The 17,615-nt window shown below is 72.7% G+C and carries 18 protein-coding genes and 1 pseudogene; 5 read left to right on the top strand and 14 right to left on the bottom strand.

Translation table 11 applies throughout. From position 1 onward, the window contains the following. Positions 1–7 precede the first annotated feature (7 nt). Together CP973_RS18075 and CP973_RS18080 are read right to left on the bottom strand one after the other, a co-directional pair. A pseudogene (locus CP973_RS18075) lies at positions 8–770 on the bottom strand (ABC transporter ATP-binding protein); the annotation flags it as partial. Between the two features lie 335 nt (positions 771–1,105). Beyond that, positions 1,106–1,681: a TetR/AcrR family transcriptional regulator gene (locus tag CP973_RS18080; RefSeq protein ID WP_150241967.1), complete on the bottom strand. Its 576-nt coding sequence runs from the start codon at positions 1,679–1,681 to the stop codon at positions 1,106–1,108. Between the two features lie 70 nt (positions 1,682–1,751). Between CP973_RS18080 and CP973_RS18085 the strand changes: the two genes are divergently transcribed. Further along, positions 1,752–2,339 (top strand): dihydrofolate reductase family protein, encoded by a 588-nt coding sequence (locus CP973_RS18085; RefSeq protein ID WP_150241969.1) that lies wholly within the window; start codon positions 1,752–1,754, stop codon positions 2,337–2,339. 52 nt (positions 2,340–2,391) lie between these two features. On the opposite strand, the gene CP973_RS18090 is transcribed toward CP973_RS18085, so the two are convergent. From CP973_RS18090 to bioB, 5 genes are all read right to left on the bottom strand, one after another. After that, the gene (locus CP973_RS18090; protein WP_167538354.1) at positions 2,392–3,639 is read right to left on the bottom strand and encodes an alpha/beta hydrolase family protein; all 1,248 of its coding nucleotides are present in this window, start codon (positions 3,637–3,639) and stop codon (positions 2,392–2,394) included. 216 nt (positions 3,640–3,855) lie between these two features. After that, on the bottom strand, positions 3,856–4,515 hold the full coding sequence (locus CP973_RS18095) for a class I SAM-dependent methyltransferase (RefSeq protein ID WP_150241971.1): 660 nt from the start codon (positions 4,513–4,515) through the stop codon (positions 3,856–3,858). A gap of 116 nt (positions 4,516–4,631) precedes the next feature. After that, positions 4,632–5,318 carry a dethiobiotin synthase gene (bioD, locus tag CP973_RS18100; RefSeq protein WP_150241973.1) on the bottom strand — a complete coding sequence of 229 codons (687 nt, stop codon included), beginning with the start codon at positions 5,316–5,318 and terminating at the stop codon, positions 4,632–4,634. Between the two features lie 52 nt (positions 5,319–5,370). After that, a complete protein-coding gene (locus CP973_RS18105) occupies positions 5,371–6,681 on the bottom strand; it encodes an adenosylmethionine--8-amino-7-oxononanoate transaminase (RefSeq protein WP_150241975.1) in 1,311 nt (436 codons plus the stop codon). Beyond that, positions 6,674–7,924: a biotin synthase BioB gene (gene bioB, locus CP973_RS18110; RefSeq protein WP_150241977.1), complete on the bottom strand. Its 1,251-nt coding sequence runs from the start codon at positions 7,922–7,924 to the stop codon at positions 6,674–6,676. Before bioB ends, CP973_RS18105 begins: the two co-directional genes overlap by 8 nt. A gap of 146 nt (positions 7,925–8,070) precedes the next feature. Between bioB and CP973_RS18115 the strand changes: the two genes are divergently transcribed. Continuing rightward, positions 8,071–9,312 (top strand): 8-amino-7-oxononanoate synthase, encoded by a 1,242-nt coding sequence (locus tag CP973_RS18115; RefSeq protein WP_244409585.1) that lies wholly within the window; start codon positions 8,071–8,073, stop codon positions 9,310–9,312. Positions 9,313–9,388: 76 nt separating this feature from the next. Here the strand turns inward: CP973_RS18115 and CP973_RS18120 are convergent, their stop codons facing one another. Further along, entirely contained in the window at positions 9,389–9,625 is a 237-nt protein-coding gene (locus CP973_RS18120; protein WP_150241979.1) for a DUF397 domain-containing protein, read from the bottom strand. A 9-nt stretch (positions 9,626–9,634) separates the two neighbouring features. Beyond that, entirely contained in the window at positions 9,635–10,519 is an 885-nt protein-coding gene (locus tag CP973_RS18125) for a helix-turn-helix domain-containing protein (protein WP_150241981.1), read from the bottom strand. A 304-nt stretch (positions 10,520–10,823) separates the two neighbouring features. On the opposite strand from CP973_RS18125, the gene CP973_RS18130 reads away from it, so the two are divergent. Next, positions 10,824–11,252, top strand: coding sequence for an ATP-binding protein (locus tag CP973_RS18130; RefSeq protein ID WP_150241983.1), 429 nt, complete (start codon positions 10,824–10,826; stop codon positions 11,250–11,252). Positions 11,253–12,137: 885 nt separating this feature from the next. Here CP973_RS18130 and CP973_RS18140 read toward each other — a convergent pair. The 4 genes from CP973_RS18140 to CP973_RS18155 all read right to left on the bottom strand — a co-directional run bounded on the left by CP973_RS18140 (position 12,138) and on the right by CP973_RS18155 (position 15,005). Further along, complete coding sequence (locus tag CP973_RS18140) at positions 12,138–12,707, bottom strand: DUF6328 family protein (RefSeq protein ID WP_244409586.1); 570 nt, start codon at positions 12,705–12,707, stop codon at positions 12,138–12,140. 202 nt (positions 12,708–12,909) lie between these two features. Next, positions 12,910–13,383: a C40 family peptidase gene (locus CP973_RS18145; RefSeq protein ID WP_150241988.1), complete on the bottom strand. Its 474-nt coding sequence runs from the start codon at positions 13,381–13,383 to the stop codon at positions 12,910–12,912. A gap of 674 nt (positions 13,384–14,057) precedes the next feature. Beyond that, the gene (locus CP973_RS18150) at positions 14,058–14,363 is read right to left on the bottom strand and encodes a hypothetical protein (protein ID WP_030639272.1); all 306 of its coding nucleotides are present in this window, start codon (positions 14,361–14,363) and stop codon (positions 14,058–14,060) included. Between the two features lie 6 nt (positions 14,364–14,369). Further along, positions 14,370–15,005 carry an ATP-dependent Clp protease proteolytic subunit gene (locus CP973_RS18155; protein ID WP_150241990.1) on the bottom strand — a complete coding sequence of 212 codons (636 nt, stop codon included), beginning with the start codon at positions 15,003–15,005 and terminating at the stop codon, positions 14,370–14,372. A 396-nt stretch (positions 15,006–15,401) separates the two neighbouring features. Between CP973_RS18155 and CP973_RS40010 the strand changes: the two genes are divergently transcribed. Continuing rightward, complete coding sequence (locus CP973_RS40010) at positions 15,402–16,046, top strand: hypothetical protein (RefSeq protein WP_167538355.1); 645 nt, start codon at positions 15,402–15,404, stop codon at positions 16,044–16,046. 352 nt (positions 16,047–16,398) lie between these two features. Further along, on the top strand, positions 16,399–16,704 hold the full coding sequence (locus CP973_RS40015) for an FCD domain-containing protein (protein ID WP_167538356.1): 306 nt from the start codon (positions 16,399–16,401) through the stop codon (positions 16,702–16,704). A 55-nt stretch (positions 16,705–16,759) separates the two neighbouring features. Here the strand turns inward: CP973_RS40015 and CP973_RS18165 are convergent, their stop codons facing one another. Then, on the bottom strand, positions 16,760–17,356 hold the full coding sequence (locus tag CP973_RS18165) for a recombinase family protein (RefSeq protein ID WP_208853259.1): 597 nt from the start codon (positions 17,354–17,356) through the stop codon (positions 16,760–16,762). Between the last annotated feature and the right edge of the window lie 259 nt (positions 17,357–17,615).

The raw sequence follows: 17,615 nt of genomic DNA on the forward strand, positions 1-17,615 counted from the left end.
CCCCCGGCGAAGATCTGCATCCGTTCCAGTACGGATTCCGCCGTGGGCTGCGCCATTTCGTCCACGATCCGGCCGTCCGCCAGATAGAGCGCCCGGTCGGCGTGGGCCGCGGCGTTCGGGTCATGGGTGACCATCACGACCGTCTGCCCGAGCCCGTCCACCGCCTCCCGCAGGAACTGGAGCACCTCCAGCCCCGAGCGCGAGTCCAGATTGCCGGTCGGCTCGTCCGCGAACACCAGATCGGGGCGGGCCGCCAACGCCCGTGCGCACGCCACCCGTTGCTGCTGACCGCCGGAGAGCTGGGAGGGCCGGTGACGCAACCGGTCGCCCAGCCGTAGCGTGCTGATGACCTCGCGCAGCCACTCCCGGTCCGGTTTGCGGCCGGCGATGTCCATGGGCAGCGTGATGTTCTCCTCGGCGGTCAGGGTCGGCAGCAGGTTGAACGACTGGAACATGAAGCCGACGTGATCCCGGCGCAGCCGGGTCAGCTGCCGGTCGTTCAGGCCCGTGATCTCCCGCTCGCCCAGCCACACCCGGCCGGCGGACACCGTGTCCAGGCCCGCGAGGCAGTGCATCAGCGTGGACTTCCCCGAGCCGGAGGGCCCCATCACCGCCGTGAACCGCCCCCGCCCGATCGACACGTCGACGCCGTCCAGCGCCACGACCCGGGTCTCGCCCATCCCGTACGTCTTGACCAGCGACACCGCCCGCGCGGCCGTCCCGTGACCGCCCGCAGCGCCCTTCGCCGTATCCGCGACCGATGTGGACACGTCAGCCTCCCGACGTCGGCCCCGTGCCGGCACGGGGCGGCAACTCCCGCGTGGTCCCCGACAGTAGGGCAGCATCCACCGCCCCCGGAATCCCCCTACGGGCCACCTCCCCGGCCCCGGTTCTCGTCCCGGCGGAGGAGCGCGCCCCGGAGGGGTCGCGAGTGCGCCGGGACGTGGGGGTGGGAATGGGGCGGAGGGGTGGACGGGGCGGGGTTACGGGGACGCTGCCGGGCCCGGGGCCACCCGTCCTCCGGGAGCACCCGCCTCCCCGGCCACCCACCTCCCGGACCACCCGCCCTCCGAACCACCTGCCACCCCGGCCCCCGGCCTTCGTCTCACGGCGTCACGATGCGTTCCACCGCGGCTTCGACCAGCCGGTCGCGTTCGGCTTCCGAGAAGACCCCCGGCAGCGTGAGCTGCTCGACGATGAGCCAGTTGAACGCCAGGTACAGCAGCCGGACGGCCGTCGCGTCGCCGGGCAGGCCGGATTCCTCGTGGTAGGCCACGTTCGCGTCCACGTCGGCGCGGACGCGCTCGGTCAGCAGGGCGCGCAGGCCGGGGCGCCGGGTGGCTTCGAGGCGCAGTTCCAGCAGCGCCAGGTAGCCGGTGCGGAAGGCGCTGATCCGGCCGATCAGCTCGCGCATCAGCTGCGCGTACGTCTCCCGGTCCGGTGTGCTCGCCCGTTGCCGGGCGATGGTGGCCTCGTCGGGCCGCAGCCGTTCGTAGACCCGGGCGCCCGCCTGGGTGAGCAGGTCGTCGCGGTTGGCGAAGTAGTTCGAGGCCGTACCGGCGGGGACGGCGGCCTCGGTGTCCACCGCCCGGAAGGTCAGCCCCCGCGCACCCTCCTTGGCCAGTACTTCGATCGCGGCGTCGACCAGGGCGGCCCTCCGCTCCTCGTTCCTGCGCGCCATTGACACCACTCCAGTCGTAGTACTACGTTCAAACCACTGCAAGCAGAGTACTACGGGTGGAGTTATTTTTATGCGCAAGCTCGTCTATTACGTCGCCGTCACCCTCGACGGCCGCATCGCGGGCCCCGGCGGCGAATTCGACTTCTACCCCACGGGTGACGAGGAACAGGCCGCCGCCTACGCCGCGTGGGCCAACATCCACCATCCCGAAACCGTCCCCACCGCCATGCGCGCCGCCCACGGCCTGGCCGACACGCCCAACGTCCGCTTCGACACGGTGGTGATGGGGCTCGGCACCTACCGGCCCGCGCTGGACGCGGGCCTCACCAGCCCGTACGCGCACCTGCGCCAGTACGTCGTGTCGAGCACCCTGGCGCACGACATCGATCCGGCCGTGACCGTGGTCCGGGAGGACCCGGTCGCGCTGGTCCGCGGCCTCAAGCGGGAGGAGGGGCGGGACATCTGGCTGTGCGGGGGCGGCCGGCTGGCCGGTGTGCTGCTGCCGGAGATCGACGAGCTGATCATCAAGAGCTATCCCGTGGTCGCGGGGGCCGGAATCCCGGTGTTCGACGGCGAGTTCGGTCCCACCCTCTTCTCGGTGGCCGAGCGCACCTCCTTCCCCAACGACGTCACGATCACCCGGTTCGTCCGGCGCTGAGAGCCGTAGGGCCGGGTCGGGAGGTGTGGCCGGCTGAGGCGGTGCGGTCGGCTCAAGTGGTACGGGCGCGTGCCGGGTCGTTGAATCGCACCTCCGGGTACGCCCGGCTCGGCCCGTCGAGCAGGGGCCGGGGCATGTGGCGCAGGTGCAGGTCGAAGAAGGCGGCCACATAGGACCGGGTGAGGGCGGCCGAGCGCTCGCCGGACAGGGCGGGCCGCGGGGCCGAGGGGTCCGCTCCGGTGACCGGGAAGCCGAGTTGGTCGCCGAGGACGAGCGCGTCGCTGAAGCTGTAGTGGTCGGCGCCCGCGACCGTCAGCCAGCGCTTCCACCCGTCCAGGCGGCTCCACGCCAGGTCCCACGTCTTGTCCCGGCCGCCGGGGCGGTGGACCGCGTCGTCGGTGCCCAGCATGAGGAAGGGGCGGGAGCCGAGACCGTCGGCCGGTACGGGGTCCCCGAACGCGCCGTCCATGTTCAGGCCCGCCCGAATGCGGTCATCGCCCGCCATCGCGGAAGCGGCGCTCGCGCCGCCGAGCGAGTGGCCGGCCATGCCGATGCGCTGGGCGTCGATCAGATGCGCGTACCGCCAGGCGGGGTGCCGGCCGGTGAGCCGGTCCAGGACGAACGCGACGTCCTTGGCGCGGCCTTGCGTCGCGTACCGGGTGCCGTCCTCCGTGCCGTGCACCTTCTCGCAGGCCACGCAGGTCAGTGTCCGGCCGCCGGGGAACGTCGTGCCGATGCTCTCGTAGGCGTGGTCGACGGTGGCGACGACGTAACCGCGGCTGGCGAGGTCCTCCGCGAGGCTGGTGAGGGAGTAGCGGGAGGCGCCGAAGCCGGGGGAGAGGACGAGCAGCGGATACTTTCCGGCCGCCGGGCGGGCGCCCGTGCGGCTGTGGACGGCCGTGCCGCTCAGCCTCTCGGGCTCGACCTTGCCCTCAAGGCCCGCCTGCTTGAGCAGCGAGAGGATTTCCTCGGTGGTGGCGTACTGCGCGGGGGTGCCCGTGCCGCGGCGGGCCGGGTAGTACATGCCGACCATCAACTCACGGGCCTTCGCCGTGGGCACCCAGGGGTCGGGGCGGCTGTGGTCGGTGAGCGGCAGTGTGCGGCGGCCGACCGCGTACGGCCCGGTGGGCGCGGGCAGCCGCAGCCGCGCGGCGGCCTTGGTGCCCGCGGCAGGCCCAGTGGGAGACACGGTGGCCGACGGTGCGGCCCAGGCCGTACCGGCCGTGGCGGCGAGCGGCAGTGGGAGGCTGAGTGTGACGGTCAGGGCCAGGACCCTGGCCGTCCGGGAAAGTCCGATCATGCGAATGACGGTAGGCCCCGCACCGGCCCGGCGCGTCAGCCCGTGGGTTGATCTCCGGCGGCCGAAACGCTCACCAAAGCCCGCAGCGGTACGGGAGTTGAGCCGGGGCTTGTCGTGGTGGCGCCGACGCCGTGCTCTGGATTCGCAGGACCCGGGCCACGCACCCGTAGGACCGGGGCCACGCACCCGCAGGGGCCCGGCATCCCGCCCCGACCGCTACTCCTCCGCCCGCCGCGCCACCCCCACCACCGTCCACGGCAGAGCGGGACCGGGGCCGTGCCGCAGCAGACGGCCCCGCCGGTACGGACCGATCTCGAAGCCCGCCGCCCGCATCTCGCCGAGCGGGTCGCGTGCCAGGTGGCAGTTGCCCATGAGCAGCGGCCACACCGTACGGTCCAGGGCCTGCTGCACCGCGGCGGGGCCGCGCCGCCGGGACCGTCCGTGTTCGAGGAAGCGGAGTTCGCCGCCCGGCCGCAGCACCCGCCGCAGTTCCGACAGCGAGCGCTGTACGTCGCGTACCGAGCACAGCACCAGCGACACCACCGCGGCGTCGAACGCCTCGCTCTTGACCGGCAGCGCCTCCGCGGTGGCCGGTACGACGTCCACCGGTATGCCGGCGCGGGCCGCCTCGGTCAGGGCCCGGCGCCGCAACGTGCGCTCCGGCTCGACCGCCACCACTTCCGCCACGGTACGGGGGTAGTGGGCGAAGTTCGCTCCCGTACCGGCGCCGATCTCGATCACCCGGCCCGAGAGCCCGGCCAGCATCTCGCGCCGCAGGCCCGCGAGCCCGGCGCGGTGGTCCGCGAAGCACGCGTACCAGTGGGCGAAGACCGGGTGGTGCACGATGGCCCGATCGACTCTCCTGCGGTCTGGCATGGCTGGGTCCCTTCACCGGACGACGTTCGCCGGTTCGAGTGTCCGTCAATGCCGTGCCGCGGTACCACCGTGGGAGCGCGATGCGAGGCGCCGATCACGGAACGCCGGGCGGCGGGTTACGCGGTGCCGCCGAGTTCCGCCGCCAGCCAGCCCGGCGCCCGCCTACGGAACTCCTCGGGCGGCAGGTTCCCCGCTCCCTCCGGGACGCGGCCCAGGAGCGGTGCGCCGGCCGCCTCGGGGAAGTCGTCGAGGTTGCAGCGGGCGGCGAGGCCGGGCCGCGCGGGCCAGCTGCCGACGACGACTCCAGGCGAGTCGACGCCGTACGAGCGCAGGGCGAGCGCGGTCAGCGCCACCGCGTTGAGCGCCCCCAGCCCGGCCTGTGCCACCACCAGTACGGGGGCTCCGGCCAGGCGCGCCGCGTCGGCGAGGGTCGAGCCCTTGTCGTCGAACCGTACGAGCAGGCCGCCCGCGCCCTCCACCAGGACGAGATCGTGCGAGGCCGCCAGTTTGGCCGCGGCCTCGGCGACCTCCTCGGGACGCACCGGCGGCAGACCGGCGCGGCGCGCGGCGGTCGCCGGGGCCAACGGCTCCGGATAGCGGCCCAGTTCGGCCGTGGTGACGCCCGGACCCGCCAGCCGTACGACCTCCGCGGTGTCACCCGGCTCGTGCGCGGCGACACCGGTCTGGGCGGGTTTGAGCACCGCCACGGAACGGCCCTGACCGAGGGCCGTGGCGGCGATCGCCGCCGTGGTCACGGTCTTCCCGATCTCCGTGCAGGTTCCGGTAACGAACAGCACCGGCATGAGTGGTTCTTCTCCTGTCGTAAAGATTGGCCGCCGCCGTGGCGGGCGCCGCTCAGCTCTCCCGGGCCACCGCGCACACCGCCGCGCAGATCCGCGCGATGTCCTCGTCCCCGGTGATGTACGGCGGCATGGTGTACACCAGGTCGCGGAACGGGCGCAGCCACACGCCCTCCCGCGCCGCGGCCCGGGTCGCGGACGCCATGTCCACCTCATGGCCGAGCTGGACGACGCCGATCGCGCCCAGGACCCGTACGTCCCGTACGCCTTCGAGGGCCGCGGCACCGGCGAGCCCGTCCCGCAGACCGGTCTCGATCCGCTTGACCTCGCGGGACCAGTCCTGGGACAGCAGCAGGTCCACGGAGGCGTTGGCGACCGCGGCGGCCAGCGGGTTCCCCATGAAGGTCGGGCCGTGCGCCAGCACCGGCACCTCGCCCCGGGAGATGCCGTCCGCCACCGCGGCCGTGCACAACGTCGCCGCCATGGTGAGGTATCCGCCGGTCAGCGCCTTGCCGACGCACATCACATCGGGCGTGACACCGGCGTGCCCGGCGGCGAACAGCGATCCCGTACGGCCGAAACCGGTGGCGATCTCGTCAAGAACGAGCAGCACGCCGTGTTCGTCGCACGCCTCGCGCAGCACCCGCAGATAGGCGGGGGAGTGGAAGGACATCCCGCCCGCGCCCTGGACCACCGGTTCCACGATGACCGCCGCCAGTTCGTCGGCGTGCCGGGCGATCAGGTCGCGCAGGTGTGCCTCGTAGGCCGGGTCCGGCGCGGCGTCGAAGCCCGGCGGTGGCGCGTCCGCGAACAGCTGCCGGGGCAGGGCGCCCTGCCACAGCCCGTGCATGCCGCCCTCCGGGTCGCACACCGACATCGGCTGCCAGGTGTCACCGTGGTAGCCGCCGCGCCAGGTCATCAGCCGCTGCTTGCGGGGCCGGCCGGCCGAGCGCCAGTACTGGAGGCACATCTTCACGGCGACCTCGACCGACACCGATCCGGAGTCGGCGAGGAAGACGTGCTCCAGGCCGTCCGGGGCGATCTCCACCAGCCGGGCGGCGAGCCGCACGGCGGGCTCGTGGGTGAGCCCGCCGAACATCACATGGCTCATCCGGTCCAGCTGGCCGCGGGCGGCGTCGTTGAGCACGGGGTGGTTGTATCCGTGCACCGCCGACCACCAGGAGGACATTCCGTCCACCAATTCGGTCCGGCCCTCGACGGGTTCGGCCAGTCGCAGTCGTACGCCGGAGGCCGACGCCACGACCAGCGGGTCGGTCCGGCCGGGCATCGGGCCGTACGGATGCCAGACGTGCTGCCGGTCGAGCGCCCGCAGTTCGGCAACGGACAGCTGGGCGGGCTCAGGCATTCGGCGGCAGCTCCGTACCCGCGCCCCGGCGGCGTACGGCGACCAGGTCCGTACGGGCCTCGCCGGCGGCCGACGCGTCGGCGACGTCCCCCGCGGCCGGGTTCGCCGCACCGCCGCCGTTCCCCGCGAACGGTTCCGCCGCGCCGTCACCGTCCCCGCACGGCCCGCAGCCGCCGCCCGCGTGCTCGCCACGGCCGCCGCCCACCGGCTCACCGCAGCCGCCGCCCGCGAGCGCGTCCGCGCGGTGCTCCGGCAAGGTGGTGGTGTCCGTGCCCTCGACCTCGAAGCCCGCGTCCGCGATCATCGCCAGGTCGTCCTTGCCGGCCTGGCCCTCGCTGGTCAGGTAGTCGCCGAGGAAGATGGAGTTGGCCAGGTGCAGGGCGAGCGGCTGGAGCGAGCGCAGGTGCACCTCGCGCCCGCCGGCCAGCCGGACCTCCACGTCCGGGCAGACGAAGCGGACCATCGCCAGGATGCGCAGCGCGCGCTGGGGGGTGAGGTTCCACTCCTTGGCCAGCGGGGTTCCCTCGAACGGGATCAGGAAGTTGACCGGGACCGAGTCGGGGTCCAGCTCGCGCAGCGCGAAGACCACGTCCACCAGGTCCGCGTCGCTCTCGCCCATGCCCGCGATCAGACCGGAACAGGCGGACAGGCCCGCCGCCTGCGCCCGCTGCACCGTGTCGACCCGGTCGGCGTAGGTGTGGGTGGTGGTGATGTCCCCGTACGTGGCCTCGGAGGTGTTGAGGTTGTGGTTGTAGGCGTCCGCGCCCGCCGCCCGCAGCCGGTCCGCCTGCCCTTCCGAGAGCAGGCCCAGGCACGCGCACACCTCGACGCCCTCGTTCTGCTCCTTGATGGCGGCGATGGTCTGCGACACCCGGTCCACGTCCCGGTCCGTCGGCCCCCGGCCGCTGGCCACGATGCACACCCGCTTGGCGCCGCCGGCCACCCCGGCCGCCGCGGCCCTGGACGCCTCCTCCGGCTTGAGCCAGGTGTACTTGAGGATCTCCGCCTTGGACCCGAGCCGCTGGGAACAGTACGAGCAGTCCTCCGGGCACAGCCCGGACTTCAGGTTGACCAGGTAGTTCAGCTTCACCCGCCGCCCGAACCACCGGCGGCGCACCTTTCCGGCCGCGGCCACCACGTCGAGCAGGTCGTCGTCGGACGTCGCCAGCACGGCGAGCGCCTCTTCGCGGGTCGGCGATTCGCGCCGCAGCCCCTTGTCCACCAGCGTTGTCAGCAGATCCATGGCGCTGATCCTGGCGTACGGCCACCGCTCGCGACCATGGAGGAACCCAACAAGGGCGCTGTTTCGGGGTGTGTGCATGGCCACACCGTAGGTCCGCGTAACGACCGCTAACGTCTATCGACAGCCCACAAACGCGAAGGAAACCGATGCACCAGGACGACCCCGTTCCGCCGGCGCCCCGCGGCGGGCCGCCACCGCCCTACGACGCGCCGGCCGGGCCGGTCGCCACGGGCCGGGACACCGGCGCGCGGACCGCCGCCTTCGGCTGGATCGATACGGCCCGCGAACAGCGCCGCCGGGCGGGCCTCGTCCGTACCCTCCGGCCGCGGCCCGTCGAGTCGCCCCTGCTGGACCTGGCGAGCAACGACTACCTCGGCCTGGCGCGGCACCCGGAGGTCACCCGGGGCGCCGCGCAGGCCGCGCACCGCTGGGGCGCCGGCGCCACCGGCTCCCGCCTGGTGTCCGGCAGCACCGAGCTGCACGCCCGTCTGGAGGCCGAACTCGCCGATTTCTGCGGCTTCGAGGCCGCCCTCGTCCTGTCCTCCGGCTACGCGGCCAACCTCGCCGCCGTCACCGCCCTCGGCGGCCACGGCGGCCTGATCGTCTCGGACGCGGGCAACCACGCCTCGCTCATCGACGGCTGCCGGCTCGCCAAGGCCCGGACCGTCGTGGCCCCGCACGCCGATCCGGACGCGGTACGCAAGTCACTGGACGGGCACGACGGCCCGGCCCTCGCCGTCACCGACGCCGTGTTCTCGGTGGACGGCGACGCCGCCCCGCTGCGGTCCCTCGCCGACGCCTGCCGGGCGCACGGCGCGGCCCTGCTCGTCGACGACGCGCACGGGCTGGGCGTGCTCGGCGACGGAGGGCGCGGCACGCCGCACGCGGCCGGGCTGGCCGGGGACGCGGACGTGGTCGCCACCGCGACGCTGTCGAAGTCCCTCGGCAGCCAGGGCGGCGTGGTCCTCGGTCCCGCCCGGGTCATCGAGCACCTGGTCAACACCGCGCGGACGTTCATCTTCGACACCGGGCTCGCCCCCGCGGCGGCCGGCGGGGCCCGCACGGCGCTGCGGCTGCTGCGCCGCGAGCCGGAGCGGGCGAGCCGGGCCCGCGAGGTGGCGGACGAACTGTACGAGCGGCTGACCGCCGGCGGGCTGACGGTCGCCCGCCCGGACGCCGCCGTGGTGTCCGTACGGGCGCCCTCGCCGGAACAGGCCGTCCGGTGGGCGGCGGACTGCCGCGACGCGGGCCTCCTGGTCGGCTGCTTCCGCCCGCCGTCCGTACCCGACGGCATCTCCCGGCTCCGGCTGACCGCCCGCGCGGATCTGACCGCGCGGCAGACGCGGGAAGCGGTCCGTACGATCCTGCGGACCGCGCCGGGCGCCTGAGCCCGCGGGCCGCGCCGGGCGCCTGGAAGGGGGGCGCGGGGTCCGTACGGCGGACCGGTTCACCCCGCCTTCCGGTTCACCCCACCTTGGTGAAGCGGCGGTCGGCCAGGCCGCCGACGAAGGCCGTCCAGGCGGCGGAGGTGAACAGCAGGGCCGGACCCGCGGTGTTCTTGGAGTCGCGCACCGCGAGCAGGCCGGGGCCGATGCGGGCCGTCTCGACGCAGTTGTTCATCCCGGTGCTGCGACTGCTGCGCCGCCACTGGACGCCGGTCCGGCCGGTACCGGGTCGGGCGTGCCCGGACGGGACTGACATGGTGCCTCCTCAGACGCCGGCGCCGGTCCATGAGGTATCGGCGACCCGGGCGATGAATTCCGCTGACTTCTCGCAGGAGAGGGCGCGCCCCCGCAGCGTGTCGAACGCATCGCTGTACGCCCTGAGGTCCTCTTTACGTTCCAAGTAGAGGCTACTCGTCAAATGGTCGAGAACAACCACATCCAAGTCAGAAGTGAGCGGAAAAGAGAAGATAACGAAAGGACCGGTGATACCGATGTGCACACCGGCCGCGAAGGGCAGCACCTGTAGTCGCACATGCGGCAACTGCCCCATGTCCAGAATGCGGTGGAGCTGTGCCGCCATCACCCGGGGCGAGGCGATCTCCCGCCGCAGCACCGCCTCGTCCAGCACCGCCCACAGCTCCAGCGGCCGCGGGCCGCGCAGCACCTCCTGGCGGGCCATGCGCACCTCCACCAGCTCGTCGACCTGCCACGCGGGTATGCCGGGCAGCGTCGCGCGGGTCACCGTCCGCGCGTAGTCCGCCGTCTGGAGCAGCCCCGGCACCACCGTCGTCTCCAGCGTGCGCGCCCGCGTCGCCCCGAACTCCAGGCTGATGAAGTCCCGGTACTCCGGCGGCAGCAGGTCCCGGTGGGTGTGCCACCAGCCCCGCCGGCTCGTACCGTCCTGTGCGCCGCCCCCGCACAGCGCCGCCAGCAGGGCGCGCAGCTCCGCGTCCCGGACGCCGTACGCGTCCAGCAGCAGCTCGACATCGCCCGGCTTCGCCCCGCTGCGCCCGGTCTCGATGCGGCTGACCTTGGACTGGTGCCACCCGACGCGGCGGGCCGCCTCGTCGCTGGTGAGACCGGCGAGCATCCGCTGACGCCGTAATTCGGCGCCCAGTTTGCGGCGGCGCACCACGGGCCCGTGCCCCATGCCGATTCCTCCGTCCCTGTCCGCGAGGCCACCCCCGTGGGTGCGCACCCGGCCCCGGTGGCCGATTCCGATCCGACAGTGTGCCGCGCAAATACGGTCTCGCGTAGCAGAGTTCACTGCTTCGGGCGACAGATATATGCACATCTTGGTGGATGACGCGTCACAGACGCAGCATGAGTGGCAGTCTGGCGCACAGCAGCGGTCCGAGGCCGGAAACGAGGGTGCCGAAAAGACCGGAAAGCGACGGCGGCTTCCTCCGGCGGCGGGCCGGAGTCGAGCCTCGGTGGGAAAGGGACGGGTCGCGATGGCAGACCACCAGGAATCCTCACTCACTCTGCCCAGCACACCGGCTTCGGTCGCCGAGGCTCGCAGGTACGTCACGGGCGTGCTCGTCGAATGGGGCCTGCCGGACGGGACGGAGACGGCGGACACCGTGCGCCTGATCGTCTCGGAGCTGGCCACCAACGCCGTACAGCACACCTTCGGCCGGTCACCGGCCTTCACCGTCGACGTCCGGCTCGATCGCGACGAGCGGCTGCGGATCGGTGTCACCGACGACCATCCGCGCTGGCCGAAGCGGCTGCCGGCGGCCGTCCAGCAGGACAACGGGCGGGGCATGGTGATCGTCCGCTTCCTCACGGCGGAGTCCGGCGGGCAGCTCACGGTCGAGCCGACGGAAGCCGGGGGCAAGACGGTGTGGATCACGTTGCCGTGGAAGCTGTTCCTTCCGTAGCGGCTCGGACTGCCCCGCAGCGCGTCACGGCCTGGCGAGGAAGCGCGGCTTGCGGCGCCGGCCCCCGCCGCACGCGCAGCCCACGCCCTCGTCCCGGACCTGCCGGTATGTCGGGCTGCTCTCCCGGCCGCAACGGGAACAGCGGCACGGCCACGGCTCGTAGGCACCGGGACAGGGGACGAGGGGGATGAGCCCGGCGGCGTGCATGACGCGCTCGGCGACGGTGGCCGGTCCGGACGCGGCGGGGGCCGCGGTGACCTGAGGGACGGCCGAAGCCATGGTGACGGGAGGAGCGGCAGGCACCGGTGGAGCCGCGGGCGCCGGGGGAGGCGCGAACGCCGGCGGGGACGCGGGCGCCGGAGGCGGCGTGAGACCGCCCGGCACGGGAGTTCCTGGAACGGAGCGGCCCGGCGCGGGAGCACTTGGAACGGGGCTATCCGGCACGGGAGCGCTTGGAACAGGGCCACCCGGCACCGGACCGCCGTTCGCCGGTTCCGTCTCCGTGAGGTCGCCCGGATGCCATTGATGCAGGCAGGAGGCGCACCACCACAGGAGTTCGCCGGCCCCGTAGACCCCCTCGTCCTCCCACAGCACGTCCGTACTGCCGCAGGCCGGGCAGGCGGCGGCGGGGGAGCGGCGGCGCAGCAGTCCTCGCAGGTTCACGAGTCGGTCCCGGTGTGCGGGGGCTGGGGCAGGTGCGTGTGCATGGGTCTCCTCACGTGCTAAGGAGACTCCATCGGTTCGCCGTCGCCAAAGCAAGGACGACCAGGTCACAAAAGATTTCCACCGCGCGGTGTCCGGCGGCCTCCCGGAGGTCCACGGGGGTTCTCCGGACCGGGGGCTCAGGAGGACGCGTCGCGCACGATCGCCTTGACGCGCCCGTTTCTAGAGGTGCCCGTTCCGGTGCCCCAGGACGCGGGGCAGCAGCGCCCACAGACCACCGCACGTCACCAGCGTCACGGACCCCGCCGCCACGCCCGCGCCGCGCCCCAGGACGACATCGACGACGAGCAGTACGGCACCGGCCAGCGCCAGCGCGAGCACCGCCATGCCGGCCGCCGTCAGACGCGCCGAGACCTCCACGATCAGCGGCTTCGCGCGCCGCCGGAACAGCACCCGGTGCACCGCGGCCGGCGCCGTCAGCAGCAGCGTCGCCAGCACGGCCAACAGCAACGTACCGACATAAAAGGCGCGTTGTGTGGTGTCCAGGGACACGAACCGCGGGGTGAAGGCCAGTGTCAGCAGGAAGGCGAACAGGATCTGCACGCCGGTCTGCAGAACGCGCAGTTCCTGGAGCAGTTCGCCGAAGTTGCGGTCGTAGCGTTCCAGCGGCGTCTCGTTGCGGTCCGTGGACACGGCGCACCGGGCGGACGTGGACCCGGACCCGGTCTCGGACCCGGACGGCTGGTGGGGTTCGGGCGATGCGTTCCGGACGTTGTCGGTGAAGGCGGCCATTGTGGCCGGGTATCCACCGGTACGTTGAACATTCCTGGCGCGCATGTGCGAACGGGCGCCCCCGCGTGCATACGAGCGCCCTCGCGTGCGTACGGGTGCCGGGGCGCGTACCCCGGTACAGGGCCCGGGGCGCATCCGGCCCGTACGCACGCTCTTTCAGGACAGTCGCGCGTCGGCTACAGGACAGCTGCGGACGGCCGTGTCAGCGGATGCGGCCGTACGAGACGCTGCGCGACCAGATGCGCTCCAGGCGCACCACGGTGCCCGGCTTGGGCGCGTGCCAGATCCTGCCGTTGCCCGCGTAGATGCCCACGTGGTAAATCCCCCGGCGCGAGTGGAAGAAGACCAGGTCGCCGGGGCGGCGTGCGGACGCGGACAGGTGCCGGGTGCGGTTGTACTGGGCCGCCGCGGTACGCGGCAGCCGCTTGCCGGCCCGTTTGAACGAGTACAGCGTCAGCCCTGAGCAGTCGAAACGGTAGGGCCCACTGGCCCCGTACTTGTACGGCGAGCCCTTCTTGGAGGCGGCTGTCCGCAGTGCCGCCATCGAGGTGGACGCGGCCTCGGCGTCCGCGGAGGCTCCTGGTACGACCAGTGTTCCGCCGACCGTGGCGAGTGCGACGGCCGAGACCAGCCCGGCTCGCACCAGCAGGGGGGACATGGTGGTACGCGCGCTCATGCGCAACCCTTCGTCAGCCGCCGACGAAGGAGTACCTGTCGGGTTCGGGCAGGCGAAGATGCCCGGTCGCGGTGGCGACTTCACCCCAAGGGCCCGTGCGGCCGTGGTGGCCGCCGGTCCCGTCGTGCTCGGGTCCTCCGCTCCTGCCGATCCAGGCGCATCGACCGGACATCCGGTACGGCGGCAGGATTGGGCGTCCGCCCGGACCGCCCCGCCGCTGTGGCGGGGGCTTGTCGTCGGAGCGATCGTTGCGCAACCGGCGCCCGGATTCCGAGCAGAAATGGCGACATGTGAGGTTGGTCACCTCTGCGCCGTTCGGGTGGACAGCGGGTGTTCCACGGGGGCGCCGGGAGAGGTGAGGACCCGTGTACCAGGCCGAGAACCGAGTGTTCCGGGTGATACGTACGCACGTCGCGCAAGCCGTGTGGCACGGCGGGCGGCCCCGCGAATACACCGTTCGGGCGAGCCCGATCGGGCTCCGTGTCGGCAGGTGCCGGTTCCTTGGGGTGCTCCGGCACCTCCTGTCCGGCTCGTCACTCCCGTCCGGCGCGTGCCTGTTGGGGCGGACGGGCCGCAAAAGGCGTCAGGGAGGCGGATGGAGGGCGCCCGTCCCCTGCTCGGGCGCCCTCCCCGGCGCGTGGCGCGACGTCAATTCCGTGGGCTGGCTGTGCGGCTCAGCTTCGCGCAGGGGGTACGGAAACGAGCCGCGCGCGGCGCTCGCCGTCCAGCACGCGCAGGGCCTGCGCCAGCGTGCCGGAGTGCACCTCGTTCTCGCCCCGGTTGTGCATCAGCGTCAACGCGTCCCGCAGGGCGATGGACTTGCCGACCAGGGCCTGCGCGGCCCGCAGTCCGCCGTAGGTGTCCGTGCCGCGCGCCGGGTTGATCCGGCCCAGCAGGTCCAGGACCGCCAAGTAGCTGTCGATGAACTCGCCCTCGGCGCGCGTCAGCGCGGGCAGCGGCGGCAGTTCGGGGGGCAGCATCCCGCCTCACCTCGCGGCGGACGCCGCGGAGTGCGGCTTGCGGCTGCGGGTGAGTCCGTCGATCAGCCCGTACTCGACGGCGGCCGCGGCGTCCAGGATCTTGTCGCGTTCGAGGTCTTCGGTGATCTGCTCGGCGGGCCGGCCGGTGTGTTTCGCCAGTAGTTCCTCCAGCAGCGCGCGGGTGCGCAGCAGTTCCTCGGCCTGGATCCGCAGGTCGTCGGCCTGCCCCTGCACCGGTTCGCCGAACGAGGGCTGGTGGATGAGGATCCGGGCGCCCGGCAGGGCGAGGCGCTTGCCGGGTGTGCCGGCCGCCAGCAGGACCGCGGCGGCGGAGGCCGCCTGCCCCAGGCAGACGGTTTCGATGTCGCAGCCCACGAACTGCATCGAGTCGTAGATCGCGGTCATCGCGGTGAACGAACCGCCGGGGGAGTTGATGTAGAGCGAGATGTCCCGGTCGGGCGCGTCGTAGTCGAGGTGCATCAGCTGTGCGATCACGTCGTTGGCCGCGGTGTCGTCGATCGGCGTGCCGAGGAAGATGATCCGCTCGCTGAGCAGCTTGGAGTACGGGTCCATGGTCCGGGCCCCGTACGAGGTGCGCTCGGTGAACTCCGGGAGGACGTAACGGGCCTCGGGCCGGTTCATGGGGATTCCCCTTCACTGCTGATCTGTAAAGAACGTACAGAACGTACGTAGAGCTTGATGGGAGCACGTTCCCGGTGCAGAGCGCAATGGCCGCCGAGGGTGGAGTGCCGCGTGCTCGCTGAGAGCGAAACGCCCCATGGCACGTCAGCGGCTGCGAAGAGCACGCCAACTGACTGCCCGTGAGGTGGCGGGGCGATCGCCGAGGGCGCGGCGGCCCGGCCGCTCGGCGCCTCCGGCCGCCCCGTAAGGCCGCCCCATACGGCCGCGTCAGCACCGTACGCCCACTGTCACCGTCCGCTTTCCCCGCGTCACGCGAATGCCGGACCGGCCGTGCGGCCCGGCCGCGCATCGGCTGCCCTGGGAGTATTCCGACCCCTCGACAGGGAGAACCGCACCATGCGCATACGCGTATTTCTGGGGGCCGCGGCCCTCACCGCGACCACCGTCCTCGGTGGCGCGACCGCCTCCGCCGCCCCCGTTCCGCCGGCGAACGGCCCCTCCGCCACCCACGGGCAGCAGGCGCGGCACCAGGCCGACGACGACCGGGCCCATGCCTCGTGGCGCCTCACCTACAGCCGGGCGACGCACAAGGTGCGCGCCGTCTACCCCGGCGCGCGGCTGGTGTCCGCCCTCGGGCACGCGCCGGGCGGCCCCACCACGAACATGGCGAAGGTGGACCACTGGCGGTTCATCTATGAGGTCCCGCCCCGCCACAGGAACGCCAAGCCGGTCATGGGCGCTTACGTCGACGCTGTACTCGGCGGCCCCGTCGGGAAGCCCCGCCCGGGCCGGGGCGCCTGGCTGGACAACGCTCCGATCAAGGGGCCGCGGCTGACACCGGCCGGCGCGTATCACCAGCTGAAGAAGGCCGGGCACCGTGGCCACGCCTTCCAGTTCGTCTCGCTCGGCAACCCGCTGCACCCGGAGTTCAAGCAGCGTTGGATCTTCTCCAACCTGCGGGGCGGCTGCGACAGGTACTCCGTGGACGACATCGACGGCAAGGTCCACGACCTCCGCAAGCGCGGTACGTCCGCCCGCTGAGCCACGTGCGGGAGGGCTCCGGCCGACGCGCCCGGCCGGAGCCCTCCCGCACGACGTTGCACGGAATGGCCGCCGTACGCCGCGCCGCACCGCAGAGGACGCCCGATGCCCGACGTGTCCCACCTGGCGCCGCTGCCGCCGAGGGCCGCCGACGACGACCGCCACGCGCTACGGGAGCGCATCCGCAGCGCGCTGGCCGAAGCGCTCGTCAACGGCACGTTGGCGCCCGGCCAGGAGCGAGGAGGCGACGCTCGCCGCGCACCTCGGTGCTCCCCGCGACCCGCTCCGGGAGGCGCTGCTCCTGCTCGCCGCGCAGCGGCTCGTCGAGTACGTGGGGCCGGAGACGGTACGGGTGACGACGACCGACGCCACCACCGCCCGGGACACCGCGGCCGCCCTGCACGGCCTGTACCGCACCACGCTGCTCACCGCGCCCTGGCCGCTGACCGACGACGGCCTCGATGCCCTCCGTAACTCCGCTGCCGCGCACGCCCGCGCTGTCGCGCACCGGAACGCGGTGGAAGCCGCCGCTGCCGAGCGCGCCCTGTGGAGCGTCTTCGTTCACGCTTGCGGCAACCGGTCTCTGTACGACGCCGTCACCCGGCTCGCCCCCGTATGGGGTCCGGCCAAGGTGAGGTCAAAAGCCGCCACGGGATGATCTTGAAGGGCGCTCGGCCACCCGCAGGCCCGTGCGTCAGCCGCCGAGCCGGGGATCATCGCGTGCCTGCTCCGAGCTGGGCGGGGATGCGGCTGCCCCGCAGTTCGCGCAGGTCGGGGATGTGGTTGTAGAGCGTGCCCGGGGAGACGCCGAGCATCTTGGCGATGGCGGTGATGGAGTGCTCGGGGTTGGGCAATAGGTCCCGGGCCATGTTGAGGATCTTTTCGTCGACCACGGTGGGTCGGCCGCCGACCTTGCCGCGGGCGCGGGCGGCGGCAAGGCCCTCGCGGGTGCCGGAGACGATGAGTTCGCGGATGAACTCGGCCAGGGCGGCGAAGACGTGGAAGACGAGCCGGCCGCCGGGGGTGGTGGTGTCGAGGTTTTCGTGCAGGGAGGTGAAGCCGATCTCGCGGCGGCGGAGCTCGGCGACCATGTTGATCAGGTCCTGGAGGGACCGGCCGTAGCGGTCGAGGGCGGGGACGACCAGGGTGTCGCCGGCGTCGAGGAAGGCGTGGCATGCCTTGAGCTCGGGGCGGAGGTCGTTCTTGCCGGATTTCTTGTCCGCGAAGATCTTCCGGCAGCCGGCCGCTTTGAGGGCATCGATCTGCCGGTCGAGTTTCTGTCCGCCGGTGGACACGCGTGCGTATCCGATGCGGATCTCGGTCCGGACGGCAGGCTCGGCGGCCAGCAGTTCGAGACCGTACGGTGCAAGGGGCGTGTTCGCGCCCGGAATCCTGTCAGAAAACGGTGCTCCGAGGTTCTTGAACCACCCGGGTTGTTGAAGGAGTTTTTGAAGGCCCTGGGGGCCTTCCGGCGGTCCGCCCGGTGATCTTCATTAAACGTTGGTTCTTTGAAGATCGGCAGCGGGCCTGGCGCTCGGCCGAACCCTGCCGGTCGGCCCCGCTCGCACT

The sequence above is a fragment of the Streptomyces albofaciens JCM 4342 genome, assembly GCF_008634025.1.
Lineage (GTDB): Bacteria > Actinomycetota > Actinomycetes > Streptomycetales > Streptomycetaceae > Streptomyces > Streptomyces albofaciens.